Source organism: Thermaerobacter sp. PB12/4term (assembly GCF_003403315.2).
In the GTDB taxonomy this organism is placed as follows: Bacteria; Bacillota; Sulfobacillia; order Thermaerobacterales; family Thermaerobacteraceae; genus Thermaerobacter.
The window spans coordinates 1,403,568-1,424,547 of sequence record NZ_CP048407.1; the positions used below are offsets into that span (position 1 = coordinate 1,403,568).

General features: G+C 73.7%; 23 protein-coding genes. All 23 read right to left on the bottom strand.

Translation table 11 applies throughout. The features are described from left to right. Positions 1-61 precede the first annotated feature (61 nt). Positions 62-958, bottom strand: a complete 897-nt coding sequence (locus DYI95_RS05800) for a dihydrodipicolinate synthase family protein (protein ID WP_116901377.1) — start codon at positions 956-958, stop codon at positions 62-64. A 209-nt stretch (positions 959-1,167) separates the two neighbouring features. After that, positions 1,168-2,094: a TlyA family RNA methyltransferase gene (locus DYI95_RS05805; protein ID WP_116901376.1), complete on the bottom strand. Its 927-nt coding sequence runs from the start codon at positions 2,092-2,094 to the stop codon at positions 1,168-1,170. A gap of 40 nt (positions 2,095-2,134) precedes the next feature. Continuing rightward, on the bottom strand, positions 2,135-3,994 hold the full coding sequence (gene dxs, locus DYI95_RS05810) for a 1-deoxy-D-xylulose-5-phosphate synthase (RefSeq protein WP_243149889.1): 1,860 nt from the start codon (positions 3,992-3,994) through the stop codon (positions 2,135-2,137). Between the two features lie 54 nt (positions 3,995-4,048). Then, complete coding sequence (locus tag DYI95_RS05815) at positions 4,049-4,717, bottom strand: hypothetical protein (RefSeq protein WP_116901374.1); 669 nt, start codon at positions 4,715-4,717, stop codon at positions 4,049-4,051. A 1,073-nt stretch (positions 4,718-5,790) separates the two neighbouring features. Further along, positions 5,791-6,777 (bottom strand): polyprenyl synthetase family protein, encoded by a 987-nt coding sequence (locus tag DYI95_RS05820; RefSeq protein WP_243149890.1) that lies wholly within the window; start codon positions 6,775-6,777, stop codon positions 5,791-5,793. After that, complete coding sequence (xseB, locus tag DYI95_RS13250; RefSeq protein WP_371731891.1) at positions 6,777-7,322, bottom strand: exodeoxyribonuclease VII small subunit; 546 nt, start codon at positions 7,320-7,322, stop codon at positions 6,777-6,779. The genes DYI95_RS05820 and xseB overlap by 1 nt, the downstream gene beginning before the upstream one ends. Next, a complete protein-coding gene (xseA, locus tag DYI95_RS05830; protein ID WP_116901373.1) occupies positions 7,322-8,767 on the bottom strand; it encodes an exodeoxyribonuclease VII large subunit in 1,446 nt (481 codons plus the stop codon). The genes xseB and xseA overlap by 1 nt, the downstream gene beginning before the upstream one ends. Next, complete coding sequence (gene folD / locus DYI95_RS05835; protein ID WP_116901372.1) at positions 8,764-9,672, bottom strand: bifunctional methylenetetrahydrofolate dehydrogenase/methenyltetrahydrofolate cyclohydrolase FolD; 909 nt, start codon at positions 9,670-9,672, stop codon at positions 8,764-8,766. The genes xseA and folD overlap by 4 nt, the downstream gene beginning before the upstream one ends. A 23-nt stretch (positions 9,673-9,695) precedes the next feature. Further along, positions 9,696-10,307: a transcription antitermination factor NusB gene (gene nusB / locus DYI95_RS05840; RefSeq protein WP_116901371.1), complete on the bottom strand. Its 612-nt coding sequence runs from the start codon at positions 10,305-10,307 to the stop codon at positions 9,696-9,698. A gap of 64 nt (positions 10,308-10,371) precedes the next feature. Next, the gene (locus tag DYI95_RS05845; RefSeq protein ID WP_116901370.1) at positions 10,372-10,599 is read right to left on the bottom strand and encodes a DUF2273 domain-containing protein; all 228 of its coding nucleotides are present in this window, start codon (positions 10,597-10,599) and stop codon (positions 10,372-10,374) included. 67 nt (positions 10,600-10,666) lie between these two features. Next, positions 10,667-11,209: an alkaline shock response membrane anchor protein AmaP gene (amaP, locus tag DYI95_RS05850; RefSeq protein WP_116901369.1), complete on the bottom strand. Its 543-nt coding sequence runs from the start codon at positions 11,207-11,209 to the stop codon at positions 10,667-10,669. A gap of 220 nt (positions 11,210-11,429) precedes the next feature. Next, positions 11,430-11,837: an Asp23/Gls24 family envelope stress response protein gene (locus tag DYI95_RS05855; RefSeq protein ID WP_116901368.1), complete on the bottom strand. Its 408-nt coding sequence runs from the start codon at positions 11,835-11,837 to the stop codon at positions 11,430-11,432. Positions 11,838-12,036: 199 nt separating this feature from the next. Further along, on the bottom strand, positions 12,037-12,663 hold the full coding sequence (locus DYI95_RS05860) for a SpoIIIAH-like family protein (RefSeq protein WP_116901367.1): 627 nt from the start codon (positions 12,661-12,663) through the stop codon (positions 12,037-12,039). Positions 12,664-12,676: 13 nt separating this feature from the next. Further along, complete coding sequence (locus DYI95_RS05865; protein WP_116901366.1) at positions 12,677-13,300, bottom strand: stage III sporulation protein AG; 624 nt, start codon at positions 13,298-13,300, stop codon at positions 12,677-12,679. Further along, positions 13,281-14,135 (bottom strand): stage III sporulation protein AF, encoded by an 855-nt coding sequence (locus tag DYI95_RS05870; RefSeq protein WP_116901365.1) that lies wholly within the window; start codon positions 14,133-14,135, stop codon positions 13,281-13,283. Before DYI95_RS05870 ends, DYI95_RS05865 begins: the two co-directional genes overlap by 20 nt. Positions 14,136-14,145: 10 nt before the next feature. Then, complete coding sequence (gene spoIIIAE / locus DYI95_RS05875; RefSeq protein WP_116901364.1) at positions 14,146-15,738, bottom strand: stage III sporulation protein AE; 1,593 nt, start codon at positions 15,736-15,738, stop codon at positions 14,146-14,148. A gap of 27 nt (positions 15,739-15,765) precedes the next feature. After that, positions 15,766-16,155 carry a stage III sporulation protein AD gene (gene spoIIIAD / locus DYI95_RS05880; protein WP_116901363.1) on the bottom strand — a complete coding sequence of 130 codons (390 nt, stop codon included), beginning with the start codon at positions 16,153-16,155 and terminating at the stop codon, positions 15,766-15,768. Positions 16,156-16,160: 5 nt separating this feature from the next. After that, positions 16,161-16,361, bottom strand: a complete 201-nt coding sequence (gene spoIIIAC, locus DYI95_RS05885) for a stage III sporulation protein AC (RefSeq protein ID WP_006904766.1) — start codon at positions 16,359-16,361, stop codon at positions 16,161-16,163. Positions 16,362-16,386: 25 nt separating this feature from the next. Beyond that, the gene (locus DYI95_RS05890) at positions 16,387-16,902 is read right to left on the bottom strand and encodes a stage III sporulation protein AB (protein ID WP_116901362.1); all 516 of its coding nucleotides are present in this window, start codon (positions 16,900-16,902) and stop codon (positions 16,387-16,389) included. 5 nt (positions 16,903-16,907) lie between these two features. Further along, complete coding sequence (locus DYI95_RS05895; RefSeq protein WP_243149645.1) at positions 16,908-17,867, bottom strand: AAA family ATPase; 960 nt, start codon at positions 17,865-17,867, stop codon at positions 16,908-16,910. Positions 17,868-18,255: 388 nt separating this feature from the next. After that, complete coding sequence (locus tag DYI95_RS05900) at positions 18,256-19,080, bottom strand: CD1247 N-terminal domain-containing protein (RefSeq protein WP_243149646.1); 825 nt, start codon at positions 19,078-19,080, stop codon at positions 18,256-18,258. Between the two features lie 132 nt (positions 19,081-19,212). Beyond that, positions 19,213-19,773: an elongation factor P gene (gene efp / locus DYI95_RS05905; RefSeq protein ID WP_116901360.1), complete on the bottom strand. Its 561-nt coding sequence runs from the start codon at positions 19,771-19,773 to the stop codon at positions 19,213-19,215. Positions 19,774-19,818: 45 nt separating this feature from the next. After that, on the bottom strand, positions 19,819-20,937 hold the full coding sequence (locus DYI95_RS05910) for a Xaa-Pro peptidase family protein (protein ID WP_116901460.1): 1,119 nt from the start codon (positions 20,935-20,937) through the stop codon (positions 19,819-19,821). Positions 20,938-20,980: the final 43 nt, after the last annotated feature.

Consider the following 20,980-nt stretch of genomic DNA (forward strand, 5'->3'; position numbering starts at 1 on the left):
CTTGCCTGCCTCCACGCTTTCCTTGCCGCCGGCCAGCGTTCGGTTGCGCTGCCCCCAAGCCTCAGCATCCCAGAAGCCGCTGCTCCCGCAAGAGCAGGCGCAGCGGGTCCAGCCGGGGCTCATCGGGACGCACCAGCGGGCGGCGGGGATGGCCGCCCCGATAACCCAGCATGTCCAGCACCGCCTTCAGGGCACCCAGGCCCATACCGGCCACCATCTCGTCCACGGCCGCCACCCGGCGGTAGATCTCCGCCGCTTCGGCCCAGCGACCCGCCCGGGCGTGGTCGTACACCTCGCAGCATTCATAGGGGGCCAGGTTGGCGGCCGCCAGGATGCCGCCGGCAGCCCCGGCGGCCAGGCCGGCCAGGAGGGCCGTGGTCGACCCCACGAACACCCGGAAGCGCGGCCCGCCCTCGCGCAGGAAGGCGATGGTCTGGGCGGGCTGGCCGCTGCTGTCCTTGATGCCCGCGATGTTGGGATGGGCCGCCAGCTCGCCGACCACTGCCGGCGACAGGTTGACCCCGGTGTTCTGCGGGATGTGGTAGAGGATGACCGGCACCGGCGAGGCGTCGGCCACGGCGGTGAAGTAGTCGATCAAGGCCTCGGCCTGCATCCTGGCCTTGTAGTAGAACGGCGGCCAGACCAGCAGGGCCGCAGCCCCGGCGTCGGCTGCCCGGCGCGCCTGCTCGATGGCCACCCGGGTGGCGTGGCCGCCCACGCCGGCGATCACCGGCCGGTCATCGGCCCGCGCGGCCCGCACCACCGTTTCGATCACCTGGCCCCGCTCCTCGTCGCTCAGGTGGACGAACTCGCCCGTGGTACCCAGGGCCACGTAGCCCCGCAGGGGCGTCTGGCCGTAGAGCTGCACGTTGAACGCCAGCGCCTCCAGGTCCAGCGATTCATCCTCCGCGAAGGGGGTCACCAGCGGAGCCCAGATGCCGTCAAGCTCCAGCGCCACCCTCCCCACCTCCTGCCCCTGGCGCTCGGGGCGGCTCCGGCGGCCCGCTGCCTCGCGGCGGCCGGGAGCCGAGCCCCGGCGCCATCCCCGGGGGCCGTGGGCCGGCGCCGCCGGTGGCCGGGCGTGCGGGTGCCAGGCCGCGCCGTCGCGATATGTCTTCCCTGTCGAGTCCTCCCGTCCCTGTCGGCCCGCCGGTCCGCCGGGCGGGCTCACGGGGCCAGCTCGCCGATGCGCCGGCGGCGCGCTTCCCCGGCCAGCTCGCCACGTCCGGCCAGCGCCCCAACCAGCGCCGAACCGGGCCCCCGGGGGGCCGGGCCGGCGCCCTTCCCGCCCGCGGCGGCGGCCGGGCCGTCCGGGGGAATGACGGCTTGCGGCGCCTCATTGCTGCCCGCGGGGGCCCGCCACAGGGCCAAAAACTCCCGGTTGCCGTCGGCTCCCAGGATGGGCGAGGCGGCGAGACCCAGCAGGGTGAACCCCAGCTGGTCGGCCGCCGCGGCGACCTCCGCCAGGACCCGCCGGTGGACCGCCGGGTCGCGGACGATCCCGCCCTTGCCCACGTCGCCGGGGCCTGCCTCGAACTGGGGCTTGACGAGGGCGATCACCCCGCCCCCCGGCACCAGAATGCCCCGGACGGCGGGCAGGATCAGGCGCAGGGAGATAAAGGACACGTCCACGGTGACCAGTTCGACGGCTTCCGGCAGGACGCCGGGCGACAGGTAGCGGGCATTGACCCGCTCCATCACCACCACGCGGGGATCCTGGCGCAACCGCCAGGCCAGCTGGCCGTACCCCACGTCGATGGCGTAGACCCGGCGGGCGCCATGCTGGAGCAAGCAATCGGTGAACCCCCCGGTCGAGGCGCCGATGTCGGCGGCCACCACCCCTGCCACCGCCGCCTCCAGGTCGAAGGCGCGCAGGGCATGCTCCAGCTTGAGCCCGCCCCGGCTGACGTAGGGGATGGGGTCGCCCGCCACCTCGATCCGGGCATCGGGCGACACCGCCGCCCCCGCCTTGTCCACCACCTGGCCGTTGACCCGCACGCGCCCGGCCAGGATGGCGGCCCGAGCCCGGTTCCGGGTCGGAAAGTAACCGCGTTCCACCAGGAGCTGATCGAGCCGTATCCCTCGCGGGCTCACCCCGGCCGGCCTCCCCTTGCGCGGTGGCCCCGGCCCGCGGTCACCCGCCGGCCCGGCGCCGCCTAAGGGCGGCGGCACCCACCAGCTCCCGGGCGGCCCTGGCAATGCCCTCCGGGGTAAGGCCGAAGAGGGTGCGGAAGTGCGCCGGGTCGCCGTGTTCGACCACCCGGTCCGGCACACCCAGGCACCGGATGCGTGCATCCAGGCCGTACCGAGCCGCCATCTCCAGGACGGCGCTGCCAAACCCGCCGGCCAGCGCGTGCTCCTCGATGGTGACGGCGCAGCGGGTCGTGGCCAGCAGGTCGCACAGCAACTCCTCGTCCAGAGGCTTGGCAAACCGCGCGTTGACGACCGCCGCCTGGATTCCCTCCTGGGCCAGCTGGCCGGCGGCCTTCAGGGCGGCATGGGCCAGGGGTCCATAGGCGACCAGGGCCACGTCCCGGCCGGGGCGCAGCAGTTCCGCCCGCCCGATGGGAAGAACCCGCGGCTCCTCCAACGGGACGCCCACCCCGCTGCCCCGCGGCCAGCGGATCGCTACCGGACCGGCCTCGTAGGCCACAGCGGTCTTGAGCATGTGCTGCAGCTCGTTCTCGTCCCGGGGCGCCATGAGCACGAACCCGGGCAGCGGGCGCAGGTAGGCGATGTCGTACAGCCCCTGGTGGGTCTCGCCGTCGGCGCCCACGATGCCCGCCCGGTCGATGGCGAAGATCACCGGCAGGCGCTGCAGCCCCACGTCATGGACCACCTGGTCAAAGGCCCGCTGCAAGAAGGTGGAGTAGATGGCCACCACCGGCCGGAGCCCGCCCAGGGCGAGCCCGGCCGCAAAGGTCACCGCGTGCTGCTCGGCGATGCCCACGTCAAAGGCGCGCTCCGGAAAGACCCGGGCAAAGGTGGCGACCCCCGTCCCGTCGGGCATGGCGGCGGTGATGGCCACCAGGCGCGGCTCGTCCCGGGCCAGTTCCACCAGGGTCCGGGCGAAGACGCTGGTGTACGAGGGCGGCTCGCCCGGCCGGCCCGGCTCCATCTTGCCGGTAGCGGGGTTGAAGGGCCTCGGCCCGTGCCACGTCCACGGATCGCCCTCCGCCGGCGCGTAGCCCTTGCCCTTCTGGGTGATGACGTGAACCAGGACGGGCCCCCGCATGGACCGGGTGCTTTCCAGGACCCGGATGAGATCCCGCAGCCGGTAGCCGTCCACCGGGCCGATGTAGCGGAAGCCCAGCGCCTCGAAGAGCATCCCGGGTACCACCAGGTACTTGAGGCTGTCCTTAAAGCGCTGGAGCCAGCGCACCGCCTGGCTGCCGACCCGGGGCAGCTGCTCCAGCACCCGCTCCAGTTCCGCGCGCATGCGCTCGTAGGCGGGATCGGTACGAATCTGGGTGAGGTAGCGGGCCAGACCTCCCACGTTGGGGGCGATGGACATGGAGTTGTCGTTGAGGACGACGATCAGGTCGGTGCCCAGGTGCCCGGCATGGTTCAGCGCCTCGAAGGCCATGCCGGCGGTCAGCGCGCCGTCGCCGATGACCGCCACCACGTGATGCTTCTCCCCGCGCAGGTCCCGGGCCCGGGCCAGGCCCACGGCGTGGGAGATGGACGTGCCCGCATGGCCTGCCTCGACGATGTCGTGGGGGCTCTCGTCCCGTTTCAGGAAGCCGCTGAGACCGCCGGTCTGGCGCAGGGTGGCGAACCGGTGGAACCGGCCGGTCACCAGCTTGTGGGGATAGGCCTGGTGGCCGGTGTCCCAGATGATCCGGTCCTTCGGGCTGTCGAACACCCGGTGCAGGGCCAGGGTGAGTTCCACCACGCCCAGGCTGGCCCCCAGGTGGCCTCCCTGGCGGGCCACGGTGTCGATGATGACCCGCCGGATCTCCGCCGCCAGTTGCGCGAGCTGGGCTTCATCCATCGCCTTGAGGTCCTGCGGCCCTTGCAGCCGCGGGAGGATCTCGGCCAGCGCCGCTCACCCCTTCTCCTGCGCGATGGCCTGCGACCGGCCACCCTTTCGCTTCCTCCGCGGCCCGACCGGTTCCCGCGCCCGCCGGCGCGTGCGGCGGGGGGCCGGGTACAACCGGATCCGGGCCAGCCGCTCGATGCCCTCCAGCAGGGTTCCCAGGGTCAGCAGGATCCGCTGGTGCTCGCGCAGGGCAAAGCCCTTGCCGGCCGCCTTGCTTCCCACCATGATCCCCGCCACCAGAGCCAGCACCAGCGGCGCCACCACCAGGTGCGTCCCCAGGCCGTCCAGCCACTGGCCCAGGCGCAGCGCCACCGCGGCACCGGCGGCACCCGACAGGGTCCCCGCCACGTCGCCCACCACGTCGTTGGCAAAGGCCGCTACCCGGTCCGCGTGCCGCACCAGGCCCAGCGCCGCCCGGGCACCCGGCTTGCGCTTGGCCGCCATGGCGTGGAAGGGTGCCTCGCCGGCGGCGGTGGCCGCCACGCCGATGATATCGAACAGCACGCCCAGGGCGACGATCACCACGACGATGAGGACGGCTAGCGGCAGGTTGAGGGCCCGAACCGCCGATTCCGACAAGGGTGAGGTCACGAGGGCGATCACAAAGGTGAGCAGACCGAGCCCCACGCCCCGCTTCCAGCCCGGGGTGTAGCGCGAGGCCTGACCGCGCGCCAACCGGCCATCCCTCCGTCAACTCGTTCCTGTCCGGCACGCACCGAAAGCGACGCGAAGAGACGCGCCCATGGAGCACATAGAAACAAACGGCCCAGGCGGACCGCATCCACTGGGCCAGAAAGGCTGCCGGCCACGAGGCCAAAAGCACTGCGGGTGGCAGCACGCTGAGTAAACGTTGCGGCTTGAGGTCTAGCAGGCTTTCCCACTGGCCGACCGGGCCGTCGCCGGCCCGGCGGTTTCCCTTTGCGCGGCCAGCCTGCCGCGTCGCCGCCGGCAGGGCTAGATTGCCACTTAGCGCGCACTGTAATCCCCAGCGTGCCTTCCCGTGCGGGAAACAGCCTAGGGGTTTTCCCCGGCGGCTCCCCGGTGCTTCCTAGCCCGTTTAGCAGGCCGGGTTTCAGAGCAAGCCTCCCGGCCCGGGGGCCCTCCGGAACCGGAGGCCGTCCTGCTTCCTCCACCCGGCCCACGCAGGGCGGGCTACGCTGCACACGGTCATCCCGCATGCAGGTTCATACCCCATGCCGTAGCGGTGCGTGCAAGTCGAACCGGCCACGGCCATGGGCCTCCGCGGGGTCAGGGTCAACGCCTGCATGCCTTTGCAGATCGCCCCGGCCCCTTAACTCCCAGCAGCGACCCCCGACTGGGCGTCGGCAGCCGCCACCAGGAACTTCATCGATGTGCCCGTATGGCGGATTTTTAGGCCCGCCTTCAGAAGCACGGGTGCCGACTAGGATACTGCGCCACCCGCAGACAAAAGTTGTCAAAGAAGAATCCCGCAAAACCTGGTCGCGCCCGCCTGTTTTGCAGTGCAGGGCCTGTTCAAAGCCTATTGTATCGCAATCACCGCCGCCGGCCACCGGCACCGTCCGGGGGCGATGCCCCGCGCCACGCCCGATCACGCCCCGCCGCGCCGCAGGTCGCCTACGATACCATGGTCGCGCCGCCGGTGCAAGGACCTTTCGCCGCCGGCGACACCATTCCCTTCCAGGTGGCTGCGGCCCGTGCTCCACCCGGACTGGCGTTGGCTCCCGCCGCACCGGTCGTCCTCGCAGCGTCCACGCCGGCGCCCGCCGTCAGCGCCGGCGCTCCAGCAGGTCCCGGGCCAGCCAGGCCAGCAGGCCGGCGCGGCCGCCCAGGGGCTCGAGGCTGGCCACGGCGCGCTCCGTCGCCGCCGCCGCCAGCCGCCGGGCCGCCTCCAGACCCACCAGGCCCGGCACCGTGACCTTACCCTGGCGCGCGTCGCTTCCCACGGGCTTGCCCAGCTCCGCCTCGTCGCCGGTGACGTCCAGGATGTCGTCCACGATCTGGAAGGCTTCGCCGAAGGCGGTGGCGAAAGCGGTCAGGGCCTCCAGTTCCGCAGCCGTTGCGCCGGCCAGGCGGGCGCCCATGCGCACGCAGGCACGGAACAGGGCGCCCGTCTTCCGGCGGTGGATGGACTGCAGTCCGGCAAGATCCAGGCCCGTCGCCGTGGTAGCGGCCAGGTCGTCCACCTGGCCGCCGATCAGCCCGGCCGTCCCCGCCGCCACGGCCAGTTCCTCCACCACCGCCAGGGCGACCGCCGGATCGGCGCCCCAGCGGGGCAGCCCGGCCAGCACCTCAAAGGCCAGGGTCAGCAGCGCGTCCCCCGCCAGGATGGCCATGGCCTCGCCGAAGACCACATGGCTGGCCGGCTGGCCCCGGCGCATGTCGTCATCGTCCATGGCCGGCAGGTCATCGTGGATCAGCGAATAGGTGTGGACCAGCTCCACGGCGGCCGCCGCCCGTTCCACCGCCGGGGTAACGGCCTGGGGACCGCCCACGCAGCGCGCAGCGGCCATCAGCAGGACGGGGCGCAGGGCCTTGCCGCCCGCCAGCGCGCTGTAGCGCATGGCCTCGTGGATGCGCGACGGCGGCGCGGCCACCGGAGGGAGCACCTGGTCCAGGGCACGGCGCGCGCGCAGCACCAGCTCGTCCACTTCCCGGCGCCGGGTTGCCGCTTCCGCCGGCGAGCCGCCTGTTCCCTGGGCGGGGGCCTGCCCCGGCCGTGGAGCCGGCCGGCTCCCGTCGCGTTCTTCCACCATCACCGGTCCCCGCCTTCTCCGGCTGCCGGCTCCAGCTCCGGGGCCTCGCGGGTCACGACGGTCCCTGCCGCGTCCTCCAGCAGCCACTGGATCTTGCGTTCCATCGTGTCGAGCAGCTGGTTGCACCGGCGCACCAGGCCGATGCCGCGCTGGAACAGCGCCAGCGCCCGGTCCAGGGGCTCGTCGCCGGACTCGAGCCGCGTCACGATCGCCTCGAGCTCGGCCAGCATCTCTTCAAACGAGGCTTCACCAGGGACGGCCCCGCCGTCCGGGGCCGCGGGGGCCGCGGCTCCCTGGTCCCCGGGCCTGCCGGCGGGGTCGACCGTCCGGGTCCCGGGCCGAGCCGCCGCCGAGGGCCTGCCGGCCCCTGCAGCCGGCGGGTTCCCGCCCGCCGGCGGATCCGCTGCGGGCGCACCGGCCGGCGCCTCCGTCGAACCCGGGGGCCCCGCGTAGCCGGCCAGGGTCACCGGTGCCGGCTCGGCGGCCGGCCCGGCCTGCTCCGAGCCGCTATCCCGGCTTTCCTTGATGTTCCTCCGACGAGGCATCACCGTTCCTCCTCGACCCCACCACGGCCGGACGAACGGGTCCCTTCACCGGGCCAGCTGGCCAGCACCCGGGCATCCAGCCGGCCCCGGGCCAAGAGCACCTCCACCCGGTCGCCGGGCCGTACCTGCCCGGCCCAGGTGACCACCCGCCCGTCCGGGGTCCGGGTAATGCTGTAGCCCCGGCGCAGGACCGACAGGGGGCTCAGCGCTTCCAGCCGGCCCGCGGCGCTCCCCAGGCGCTGGCGGCCCCCGGCCACCCGCCAGCCGGCCGCCCGGGCCAGATCCTGGCGGAGCCGCTCCAGGCGCTGGCGCCAGGCGGCCACCTGCTGGGCCGGATGGCGCAGGCCGGGACGGCCGGCCAGTTCCTCCAGGCGCCGGCGCGCCCGTTCCAGCCGCCGCCGGACGCCGCCCTCCAGGCGGCCCGAGAGCTCGGCCAGCCGCCGCTCGATGGGCGCCAGCTCGGGCGCCGCCAGCTCCGCGGCCGCCGAGGGCGTGGGCGCCCGCACGTCCGCCGCCAGGTCGCACAGGGTGACGTCCACCTCGTGGCCCACGGCGGAAATGACGGGAATCCGGCTGGCGGCAACGGCCCGGACCACCTCTTCCTCGTTGAAGGCCCACAGATCTTCCCGGGCGCCGCCTCCCCGCCCGACGATCAGCACATCGGCCCGGCCCCAGCGGTTGAAACGCCGGATCGCCTCGGCGATGGCTTGGGCCGCGCCTTCCCCCTGTACGGGCACGGGTGCCACCACCACCTGGAGGCGGGGATTCCGCCGGAGAGCCACCTTCAGGATGTCTCGCAGGGCGGCGCCGTCGGCCGAGGTGATGACGCCGATGCACCGCGGCCAGGCCGGCAGGGGCCGCTTGCGGCCGGGGTCGAACAGGCCCTCCCGGGCCAGACGCTGCCGGCGCTGTTCCAGGGCCAGGTACAGGGCGCCCAGACCGGCCGGTTCCAGCGTCTCCACGTAGAGCTGGTAGGTGCCGGCGGGCTCGTAGACCCCCACCCGGCCCAGGGCCAGCACCTCCATCCCGTCCTCGGGCGTGAAGCCCAGGTGCCGGGCGGCGCTGCGGAACATGACACAGCGCAGGGTGGCCCCTTCATCCTGCAGGGTGAAGTACAGGTGCCCGGAGGAGTGGCGCTTGCAGCTGTTCACCTCGCCCCGCACCCAGACCTGCCGCAGCCGGGCGTCGGACTCCAGCCGCAGGCGGATGCGGGCGGTGAGCTCCGACACCGTCAGGACCCCGGCCGGTACGCCGCCGGAGACCAGGGCGCCTCCCGGCCAGGGTGCCGGCGGGGCTGCAGGCCAGCCGCCGCCCGGGGCGCCGGCATCCGGTTCCCGCGCCGGCCGGCCCGCTCCCCCGGAGGCCAGGGGCCCGGCTGCGGCAGCCGGTTCGCCCCCCAGGGCCGGACGGCGCCAGGCCAGGGGCCGGGGTTCGGGGCTTCTCATGACCAGGCCTCCTCCAGCCGGCCCCACGCAGCCAGGCTGTCGGGCGGGCGCCCTTCCACCCGCGCCCGGGCGGCCTCCACCGTATTGGCCAGCAACATGGCCACCGTCATGGGCCCGACGCCGCCGGGTACCGGGGTGACGCCCGCCGCCACCTGGGCCACCTCCGCGGTGCGCACGTCGCCGGTCACCCGGCCGTCGACCCGGTTGATGCCCACATCGATCACCGCCGCCCCCGGCCGCACGTGCCCCGCCCCGACAAGTCCCGGCCGCCCCACCGCCACCACCAGGATGTCCGCGGCGCGCGTCGCCTCTTCCAGCTGGGGCGTGCGCGAGTGGCAGATGGTGACCGTGGCGTCTTCCATCAGCAGCAGGCCCGCCAGGGGCCGGCCCACGATGGGGCTGCGGCCGGCGATGACCGCCCGCCGGCCGCGGGGAGAGATCCCGTAGGCGCGAAGGAGCAGCAGGATCCCCAGGGGGGTACAGGGCACCAGCCGGGGCCGGCCCCGCCAGAGGGCGCCGGTGTTCACCGGGTGGAACCCGTCCACGTCCCGGCCGGGGTCGATCTCCGCCAGCACGGCCTCGTAATCGATCCCGGCGGGCACGGGCCACTGAACCAGGATGCCGTCGATGTCCGGGCGCCAGTTGAGCCACCGGACCAGGTCCACCAGCTGGGTTTGCGGCGTTCCCGCCGGCAGGTGGTGAACCTCGGAGTACAGGCCTGCCTCCCGGCAGGCCCGGGCCTTGTTGCCCACGTAAAGCCGGGAGGCCGGGTCATCTCCCACCAGGATGGCGGCCAGCCCCGGCGGGCGGCCGGCCTGCCTGCGGAAAGCAGCGGCGCGGGCGGCCACCTCCGCCCGCACCCTCGCCGCTACGGGCCGGCCATCCCAAAGCTTTCCCGCCGTCAACCCCCGGTTCCCTCCCCCGGTTCTCAAATTGACCCGCCGGGCTCGCCCGAGCCAGGCACGGCACCTGGGGCCGGGACGGGGCCGGCGGTCATTGGGGCAGGAAGTGCCGCCCCGCTCCCGCCGTCCCCGGCGGTCACCCCGCCTGCCGGCCCATCCTGGCCCGCTGTTGCCGGCGCCGCGGCCCGGCCTTCCCCTGCCAGTCCCCGGTCCCGGGCCAGCTGGCCCAGGATCCCGTTGATGAAGCGGGCGGCGTCCTCGCTGCTGTATCGCTTCGCCAGTTCGACCGCTTCGTTGATGGCTACCGGCGGCGGGACGTCGGGGCGGCCGGCATAGAGCAGCTCGTAGATCCCCAGGCGCAGGATGTTCCGATCAACCCGGGCCAGGCGCTCCAGGTCCCAGTCGCGGGCGTAGCGGGCGATGAGCCCGTCGATATCCAGCCGGTGGCGGGTGACACCGCCGGCCAGGTCCGCGGCAAAGGCCAGGACCTCCTCCCCCGGGTTGTACTCGCCGGCCGCCCATTCCAGGCCGGCCTCCAGGGGGTTGCCCGCCGCCTCCCACTGGAACAGAACCTGCAGGGCGATTTCGCGCCCTCTCCGCCGGGGCCCGCCGGCCGGTCCACCGCTTCCCCCAGCCAAAGATGCCCTCACCTCCCGGTGGCCCGCCGCCCCGGTCGCAGTCCGGGACCGCAGGAACCGCCTTTCAAGCCCGCTTGCTCCACCGGTTCCACACCCGCTCCCAGGCCTCGGGCCATTCCCAGTCGCCCTCGTCGATGCGGCTGCCCACCTGGAGGCCCAGCCAGGCCAGGGCCAGGCCGAGCAGGGTCCATCCGAGGCCGATCCACTTGACCAGCAGGGCGATGAGGAAGCCCGCTACCGCCCCGGTCATCTTCCCGGCATGGCGCTGCCAGAACCCCCGGTCGTCCTCCACATCCCCACCGCCTTCCGGCCCGCCGGGTCCCCTTAACGCCGGCAAGGCCTCACCAGGAGCGCCGGCTTCACTCGGCCCGGCGGCGCCGTTCTGCAGCGATCCGCTCGACCACCACGCGGACCTCTGCCACCCGGGCACCCACGATGGTCTCCACCGCCTCCCGCAGCCGCGCCTGCAGCTGCGGTGCCACATCGGGAATGGGATGGTCCGGCAGGACCTCCGCCCGGACCCGGAGCCGGATGCCATCCCGCCCGGCCTGGACCCGCGGCCGGATGTCCCGCACCCCGGGGACCTGCAGCCCGGTGCGGCGTGCCAGTTCCTCCACCGCCGCGAGGGCGGTGCGGACCTCCCCCAGCTCCGTTGCCGCCGACACCGCGTCCCGGCGGCGGGGCCGCAGGGCGTGGTAGGTCACATGCAGCCCGCTCAGGACGAAGGCCAGGCCTACGGCAGCCACCAGCCACCCGCCGGGTTCGGGCGGTCCCGGCAACCAGGCGGGTGGCAGGGTGCCCGGGGGCAGCCAGCCCGCCAGGCTGGCCGCCAGCAAGACGCCGCCCACGCCTGCCAGGAGCAGGGAGTTCAACACCGCCAGTGCCGCGTTCCACGGGGCCATCGGCTGCCCCCCTCTGGGTGTGGGACCCCGCCGTCCCGGCGGGGCACGGCCGAACGGGTCGCAGGGCCTGTCCACCGCCGCCCCGGCGGGGAAGACCCGGTACCGGGGCAGGCGCCGGGTTCATCCCAGCCTCAGGTCCTCGGGCCGGCCTGGGATCCGGCCCCTGCCGGCACCGCCCGGCGACCGCAGCCGCTGCGGCCCCCCGCAGCCCCGGCAGGTCCTACCTGGCCCGGGCCTCCTGTTCCCGCTGGGCCTCCGGGAAGGCCACACCCTGAATGTGAATGTTGACGCCGCGCACTCGCAGCCCGGTCATGGTTTCGACGGCCCGCTTGACGTTATCCTGCACCCGCTCGGCCACCTGCGGGATGCGCACCCCGTAGTGGACGATCATGAACAGGTCGATGGTGCACTCCCGCTCGCCCACCTCAACCTTGACGCCCTTGCCGAGGTTCTTCCACCCCAGCATCTCCGACAGGCCGCCCACCAGCCCGCCGCTGGCCATCCCCGCGACGCCGTCGATCTCCATGGCGGCGATCCCGGCGATGACGCTGACCACCTCGCTGGCGATGCGAATGTGGCCTCCCTCATCCTCGCCCGGAAGGGGAAGAAATTCGCCCTGCTCCTCCATCCGCGCCACCTCCCGCGCCCCGGGGCCGGCTCCGGGAACCGCCGCAGCGCTGTCATTATACAGCGGCCGCGGCAACCGCGGCCAGCCGCGGTTGCCGCGGCCGCGCACGCCCGGGGCGGCGCCCCGGGGCGGGGCGCCGCCCCGGCAGCGCCGGGTTCGTCCCGGAATGCCGGCCCGCGCGGCACCATGCCAGCCCGTCTCAGCTGTTCCGCGTAACGATGCGGATGCCCTCATACCCGATGCCCGTGACCTGGCGGACGATGTCGGCGATGCGGGCGGCGTCCGCCTGGGCGAACCGGTCGGCCTTGACCACCACGATGGCGGCCTGGTCGTAGACGAACACCACCGCATCCTCATAGCCCTTGCTCTTGATCAGCTGCTCGATCTGCTGCTCGACCCCCTGGCGCTGGGTGAGCTGGACCAGGGCCTGCTGGGCCTGCTCGCGGGCGCTGGCGCTGGCGTTGGGATCGCCGGCGATGGCCTGCAGCTGTTCGATCTGACGGTCGTAGATCGCCGTGCGCTGGACCCGCAGCTCGGCGAAACTGCCCGCTTCCACGTTGGGCACGGCGCCGGCCTGGCCCCCGATGCCGCCCGCGTCCGCCGGGCCGCCCGGCGAGCCGGCGGAACCGGCTTCACCGGCAGTGCCGGTCAGATCCGTGGTACCCGCGCCCTGCTGGTCGAGGCCGGCCACACCCGAGCTGCCGTCGTACAGGGCGCTCTGGTGGTTGAAGTCGTCCCACTTGGCGGCGATGTAGGCAAAGACCACCGCCACCACCACCAGGAAGACGAGAAACCGTGCCGGCGATGCCGCCTGAGCCTTGGTCATGCTCATTCCCTCCTCATGGCCTGGGTTGCCCTGCCAGCACCATCACCCGATGCAGGGGCAGGTGCAGGTAAGTGGCCACCGCCTGGGTCAGGGCGGCGCGGACATCGGGGTCGGCGGCGCCTTCGGCGACCACCAGCACCCCTGCGATCTCCACCGCGTCGACCTCGCTGATCAGTGCCGGTTCGTCCCCCCCTCCTCTCAAGAGCTGGCGCTCATCGCGCTGCTCGGTGGTCGTCCGGCGGCCCCCGCCGGAATCCTGTTCCTCGATGCGGCGTTCGGTGGCCACCTGGTTGGCCGCGTATTCGTAACGGGGTCCCCGGGCCAGGTGCACCTCCACCTGGACCCGGCCCGCCCCCTGGACGCCGGAGAGGATCGCCTCCAGCCGCGCCGCCAGATCCGCGGCCATGGGCTGAAGCGGGTTGGTCGCCGCAGCCGTGGCGGAAGCGGTCACGGTCGGGGCCGGTGCCACCGCCGGCGCCGGGCCCGCACCTCCCTGGCGCCACTGGCCTGCCACCAGAAGCCCCACGCCCACCATCAGGGCGGCGGCGAGCAGCAGTTGTTGTCGCCGGCGGGGATCCCGCCAGTCCAGGGCCAGCGCCAGGGCGGGGCGCCGGCCGTCACCCTGGGCCACCGCCATCACCTCCCTCCACGGCTTCCACCCACACCACCCCAACGGCCGCCGGATCCAGGCCGAGGCGGGAGGCCAGCGCCTGCCGCAGGCGCTGGGCCAGCGCCTGGCGCTCGGCAGTGGGGAGCGACCAGCCGCCGGACGCCGGGTCAGGACCCGCCGGCCGCACCCCCTGGCCCTGCCGCCCGCCGCCCGGGGCAGGCGGCGTTTCGCCCCCCAGGGGAACCACCGGCGCGATGCGGACCGGTTCCACCGGGCGGATGGTGCTGCCCGGTCCGGGAGGGCCCTGGTCCGGCGCGGAATCGCCGGGGACGGCCGGGCCGGTGGACGAGCCCGGGGAAGCACCGGGCGGGCCTCCCCCCGGCGCGGGCGCCGGCCGGCGGGCCGGCAGGTGGACGGTCAGGCCGGTCACCGCTCCCCAGCGGGGCGAACCGGGGTCCGTGACCAGGTCCAGGTCGATGGCCAGGGGCTCCGTGCCCACCACCGCCCGCACCTCATCCCGGATCAGCGCCACCAGCCGCTGCCGGTGCAGGTCCAGGGCCAGGCTGCGGGTCCGGTCCCGGGCAGCCTGGAGGTCTTCGGGACCCACCGCCCCCGCCGGGCCGCCTTCCCGGCCCGGTCCGGTGCCCATGCCCTCCAGGACCTGCTGCCAGGCAGGCACCAGGGTCGCCGGCTCGCTGCCCAGCCAGGCCAGCACCGGGCGCACGATCGCCAGCAGCACCAGCAGCCCCAGCACCACCTGGACGTACCGGCGCAGGGCCCCGGTGGGCAGCGCCAGTTCCACCACCCCGGTGAGGATGAGGACCATGACCACCTGACGAACCCAGTCGCTGAGCGCCCCCATGCCGGCCCTCCTAGCGCATCATCACGGCGGCGTTGCCCGCCGCCAGCATGACCGCCATGACGATGAAGAACATCAGCCCCACCACGGCCGTGGCCGCCCCCACCAGAACCAGGTGGTCGCCCATGGACTGCAGGGCCCCGGTCACGTGCCCCGGCCCCACGGGCTGGATCGCCGCCGCCACCAGGCGGTAGACGAAGACCAGGGCCACCAGCTTGAGCAGGGGCAAGGCCACCAGGGCGAAGACCGCCAGCATGCCCAGCAGGTTGACGGCGTTCTTCAGCAGCAGGGAGGACGTCACCACCAGTTCCACCGAGTCCGACAGCATGCCGCCCACCACCGGGATGAACGTACCCACCAGGTACTTGGCCGTCCGGAGGGCGATGCCGTCGGCCACGCTGCCCGCGGCGCCCTGGATGGCCACCACCGTCAGGAACACCGTGCCCGCCAGGCCGAGGATGACCAGCGCCGCCTGGCGCAGCAGCCGGGACAGGCCGGAGAGGGAGTTTCCTACCGGGAAGTGGCCTGCGATGTCCACCACCGCCGCCAGGAAGATCAGGGGCAGGACCCACTGGCCCACGATGACGCTCACCGTATGGGCGGTGGCCACCACCAGCGGGTGGAGGATCCCGGCCGTGGCCAGGGCGCCGGTGCTGGCCATGAGGGTCAGCAGCACCGGCAGGCTGGCCAGGAGGAAGTCCACCAGCCCGCGGATGGCCTGCTGGCTGATGGTGAGGGCATCGCGAAAGCTGACCAGGGCCAGGGCGATCAGCGCCAGATAGGTCACCGCGTACGCGGCCCGGGCCACCGCCTCGTTATCGAAGGCGTTCTCGATGGCCTGGAGGACCGCCAGGAGCACCGCCAGCACCAGCAGGCGCAGCAGCAGGCCCCCGTTGGTCAACACCTCGCCGGCCAGTGCCCGGAGCAGGGCCCCCAGCAGGTCGCCGGCGCTCCAGGGCAGCTCGCCGCGCCGCAGGGCGTCCAGGGTGTGCTCCCAGTCCAGCCCGGGAATGGTCTCCCCTACCTGCTGGCGCACCCGGTCCAGGGCCTCCAGGAAACCGGCGGCGCCTTCGGTCTCCTCCCACTGCTGCCGGGCCAGCTGCTCCAGGTCCACGGCACCGGGTGGGGCGGCCGCAGCTCGGTCGGGGCCGGCCGCGGTCTCCCCGGCGGGGCTCGCCGCGGTCTCCCCGGGCCCCAGGCCTCGGCCCCCCGCCGGTGCGGCCGGCAGAGCATCAGCCCGGGCGCTCTGGACCGGTGCGGCACCGGGCGCCGGTCCGGTGGCCCACGGGAGGGGTTGCCACCGTCCCCGGCCCGCCCCCGCCGGTGCGCCCTCATCCGCCGGGGTCGGGCTCGGGCCGGCAGCCGGGGCCGCAGCGGCGGCCCCGGCAAGCAGGGCCGTCCCGGGCAGGAAGGGCAGGACCAGCAGCGCGAGGAGCGCCAGGGCACCGCGAGCCCAGAGGCCCAGCCTGGGGCCGGCGGCGGGGCCGGTGCCGGCCCGGGATGCGGCCGACCATCCCCAGGACGGAGGCCGGAATCCCCGGCGCCGGTGCCCCGTCGGCTCCCCGGCCTTCACCTGCAGCCCTTCCCCCGGCCCCTCTGCCGCCACGGTCCGGCACCTCCCCTCTTGCCAGCGTCAGGCCGGCAGAAGGCCGACCAGCAGCTCCAGCACCGCCATGAGAATGGGCACGGCCAGCAGCAGGATCACGACCTTGCCCGCCAGTTCGACCTTGGCGGCCAGGGCCGACTCGCCCGCGTCCCGGCAAAGCTGGGCGCCGAACTCGGCCAGATAGGCCACGCCTACGATCTTCAGCAGGGTGGCGGTGTAGCGGCTGTCCAGATCGGCCCGGTCCGCCACCTGCTCGAGGACGCGGATCACCGCTGCGATGTCGTCCACCAGCAGGAGGAACACGGCCACGGCGGTGACGATGCTCAGCAGCAGCGCCCACTCCGGCCGCGCCTGCCGTAGCAGCACCAGCAGAACGCTGGCCACCAGGGCGATGCCGACTATCTGGGCGATGGTCATGGCTCTCAGCCCAGATCGAACAGGTTCTGGATGGTCTCGAACAGCTCGACGATGACCTGGACCGTCATCCAGAGCACCACCGCCAGTCCCGCCAGCAGGACGGTGAAGGCGTACTCCTCCCGTCCCGCGGTCTTCAGCAGGGTGTACACCACGGTGACGATGATGCCGATGCCGGCCAGCCGCAGGATCAGGTTGGGGTCGATCACCGCCGCGCCTCCTCCCCTCGCGCCGCTAGAGCAGAAGCAGCCCGATGAAGGCCCCCGCCAGCACGCCGCCATAGCGGTAGAGCCGCCCCCACCGCTGGTCCTGATCCCGGGCCAGGGCCTCGGCAGCCTCCAGCCGGGCCATGGCCAGCCGCAGGTGGCGGACCTGGTCGTCCCGGCCGGTGGCGCCCAGGTAGGGGGCCAGGGCCCGCAGGATGCCACCATCGTCGGGGGTCAGGGCGCTCGTGCGGGCCAGGGTATCCACCGCCTCCTCCCAGGCAGCCGCCGCGGTCTGGGACCGGGGCGGCACCAGCAGGGCGGCCGCCTGCCGGAACAAGGTCGCGGCCGGTTCGGGGTAGAGCCGGGCGATGCGCCCAAAGGCCTCGGGCAGCGGCGTCACCCCGAAGGCAATCTCGCTTTCCAGGGCCTGCAGGGCGCTGCGCAGGACCCTCAGCTCCCCGGGCCGCCGGGCCAGCTCGGCCGCCCGCTGCCACCCCCAGGCCGAACAGGCCAGCAGCACCAGGGCAAAACCCAGCCACCCCATGCCCGTCACCCCCTCCCGCCGGGTGCCAGGGCGATCCAGCGGCCGCCCGGTCCCCGGGCGTAGACGGCTTCCACCGTCCCCGGCCGGGGGTGACGGGTCAGCTGGACCAGACGGCGGAAGGCGCCGGTGGCCTCCAGGGCCCGCAGCTGCCGCCGGGCCTCCAGGTCGGACACACTGCCCGCGTGGGCCGTGGCCACCACCGTGACCCCGGCGTGGACCGCTTCCGCCACGGCCGCGGCGTCATGGGGCCCCCCCAGCTCGTCGGTGACCAGAACCTCCGGGGAGAGGGCGCGCAGGGCCAGCGGGATGCCGGCCTCCTTGGGGCAGTGCTCGAGAACCGCCGTCCGGGGTCCCAGGTCGAAGGCGCCGCCGGCGGCCAGCTCGCCCCGCTCGTCCACCACCGCCACCCGCCGGCCCGCCAGGGTCCCGGGCACGCCCGCGCTGGCCAGCCGGGCCAAGTCCCGCAGCAGGGTGGTCTTGCCGCTGGCCGGCGCGCCGATCAGCAGGGTGCTGGCCAGGCACGGGCCGGGGCGGGCGGGTTCGACCAGGTAGGGGAGCAGGGGGGTCGCGCACCCGCTGACCGGGCGCGCCCGGCGAATGACCAGGCCGCGCACCCGGCGGAACCGCTCCACCCGGCCCCCTTCCACCTGGACCTCTCCGGCCAGCCCCACCCGGTGCCCGCCGGGAAGGGTGAGAAACCCCTGCCGGGCCTGTTCCTGCACCGCGTACCAGGAACTGGCCGTCATTCGGTCCAGGCATTCCGCCACCTCCGCCGGGGTCACCGCCGGGGCCTGGGCGGGAACGGGTACCAGCCGCCCGGCAGCGTCCACGAAACCCTCGCCCCCGGCCAGCAGCAGCCAGACGGGGGACCCGGCCACCACCCGGATCTCGTCGACCTGCCGGTGGACCTGGGGCGCCACTCGCCGGAGCCGCTCCGCCAGGGCGGGAGCCAGGGATTCGAGCAAGGACGCCCACGTGGCATCCGCCCCGGGAAGGGGGACGGCATCCGGACCCGAGGCGGCTCCGCCGCCCGCAACGGCGGCGGGGCCGCCAGGAATCCCGCCAGGGCCGCCGGCGGTGCCCGCTCCCCTTCCTTCCAGAGGAGGGGCGACCGCCGCGCTCCCCGCTTCCGCACCCGGCCGGGTCCGGGTGGCGAAGGTTGGCCGCCAGGCCGTGGCGTGCCGGTGCGTGGCCATGGGCTTGCCCCCCTGTCCAACCTCGTTCCCAGGTATATGAGGGGCTTGACCCCTTTAACACAGGCCGCTGGGGAGCAGGAAAAAAACGCAGCCCGGATCTGCTCCGGGCTACGGCCTGGGGAACGGGATCGGTATCAAGGGGAAACGGATGGGCGGGCTAGAAGGGGGCCACCGGCGCGGCGCCACCGGCGGGTGCGGCAGCCGTGCCGGCACCGGCCGGCGCCACCGGGGCCGCGTTCGTCCCGGGTTCCCGGCGCCCGGACCGGACCCCGGCGGCGGCGCCGTCGCCCGCAGGCCGCTCCATGGCTGCGGTTTCGCGGGCGCCCGCCTCCAGCGGGTCGTCGCTGTCGTCGGGGTCGGCGTCGGGCAGAAAGTCGTGGACCACCTCCCCGCAGTGGGGACAGACCCATTCGAACTCGTTCTCGTCTTCTTCCGGCTCCCGGTCGAACTCCAGTTCGTCCATGGCGACGGCATACTGCGTGCCGCAGTGGGGACATTCCAGCAGCAGCCCGTCCACCAGCTGCCCGTCCTCCTGCTGCGTTCGTCCGGGCCCGGTGCCGTCCTCGCGGTGACGGGTGGGGATGCCGGCGTCAAAGACCAGGGCCCCCTCAAAGTCCCCTGGGGCCGCCTCTTCGTCCTGGTCGCCGGCCTCGCCGTCCACCGGCTCCGGAAGGTCCTCTTCGTCCCACAGATCGCCGTCGCCCGTCCCTTTGCCGTTGATGGCCTCTTCCAGGTCGAACAGGTCCTGGTCCAGCTCGCCCAGGTATTCCGCCAGCTCGCCCAACCGCCCGTCGAGCCGTTCCATTTCCTCGGCCATGGCATCCAGGACCTCGATGATGCCGGCCAGCACCCGGCCTTCGGCCGACTGGGCGGACAGGTTGAGTCCCGCGGCCAGCCCGTTCAGGTAGGCTACCCGCTGGCGCAAGCGGGCCATGGCGTCGCCCCCCTTCTCATAAAAATGTGCCCGGCAGGCGGGCGACATAGTCGCGCCTCCTGCCGGGTCTGGCCCGAGGGGGAAGCGGGCGGCCGGGTAGGGCGGGCGGAGGGTACCCCAGAGGGTAGGCCGCTGGGCTCAAGCCCCGGGGTCGCGGCGGGGAACCGCGCCCTCCCCCGCTCAGGAAACCCGCTCCACGTACTCGCCCGTTCGGGTATCCACCCGGATCACGTCACCGGCGTTGACGAAGAGGGGGACCTGCACGACGGCCCCGGTCTCCAGCCGGGCCGGCTTGGAGCCGCCCTGGGCGGTGTCGCCCCGGACCCCGGGTTCCGTCTCCACCACCTTGAGGTCGACGGCCGTGGGCAGCTCCACGCCCAGGGTCTTCTCGCCCGTCTGCAGGACCTTCACCACCATGCCTTCCTTGAGGAAGTTGACCGCGTCTCCCAGCTGGGCGGCGCTCAGGCCCACCTGGTCATAGGTGTCCGTGTCCATGAAGAAGTACTGGCCGTCGGCATCGTACAGGTATTGCATCTCCCGCTTCTCGATGGGCGCCGGCGGGAAGCGCTCGTCCGGCCGGAAGGTGCGGTTCACCGTGGCCCCCGTCTCCAGGTTGCGGATCTTGGCCCGCACGAAGGCCTGGCCGCGACCGGGCTTGACATGCTGGAACTCCAGCACCTGGTGCACCTGGCCGTCGATGATCACGGTCATCCCGTTCTTGAAATCCCCTGCCTGGATCATGCCTCTAGCCTCCTTCCGGGCACGCCTGCAGGCCCCGGCCTGCCATCAGGCCACGCCCACTTCCAGCAACTCCTTGCTGACCCGGGTCAGGATCTCGCCGCCGTCGGCGGTGACGACCACCAGGTCCTCGATGCGGACACCGCCCCATCCCGGAATGTAGATGCCGGGCTCCACCGTCACCACCATGCCCGGTTCCAGCCGGTCGTCCTCGGCCAGGACCGAGAGGCGGGGACCCTCGTGGACCTCCAGTCCCACGCCGTGGCCGGTGGCATGGCCGAACCGGTCGCCGTAGCCGGCCTCTTCGATCACCTGGCGGGCGGCCCGGTCCACCTCGGCCCCGCTGACCCCGGGCCGGATGGCGGCCACGGCGCGGCGCTGGGCCTCCAGGACCACCTGGTAGATTTCCCGGTGGCGGGGCGTGGCCCGCCCGGCCACCACCGTCCGGGTGCAGTCGGAGCAGTACCCGCCCACCACGGCCCCATAATCCAGGGTGACGAACTGGCCGGCTTCGATGGCATGGTCCCCCGGCTGCCCGTGGGGCAGGGCCGAGCGCGGGCCCGAGACCACGATCAGGTCGAAGGCCGCCGCCGTCGCCCCGCGCCGGCGCATGGCGAACTCCAGCTCCAGGGCCAGCTGGCGTTCCGTGACCCCCGGCCGCAGCCCCGCCAGGACCTCCAAGAGCGCCTCGTCGGCCAGCCGCGCGGCCTCGCGGATGAGGGCCAGTTCCACCTCATCCTTCACCCGGCGCAGTTGCTCGACCCAGCCGCTGATGCCCACCAGCTCGATCTGTTCCGGCAGGGCCGCCCGCAGGCGCTGCCAGTCGCCGTAGCGCACGTGCTCGGCCTCGAAGCCGAGCCGGCGGATCCCCACCTCCTGCAGGTACCGGGCCAGGTGGGCGTACACCTGCGCCTCGTGGCGCACCACCTCATAACCCGGGGCCTCCTGGGTCGCCTGCTCCAGGTAGCGGAAGTCCGTCCACAGCTGGGCGCCGGTGGCGGTGATCAGCAGCCAGCCCGAGCTGCCCGAAAAGCCGCTCAGGTAACGGCGGTTGGCCGGGCTGCCGATCCAGACCGCTTCCAGTCCCTCTGCTGCCATGCGCTCCCGCAGCCGTGCCAGGCGCTGGGCCGTCTGGGTTGCGCGATCGGCGGGCACCGTCAAGGCCATCATGCTTCGCCTCCCATGGCATGGAATCCTCCGGCCCCTGGCC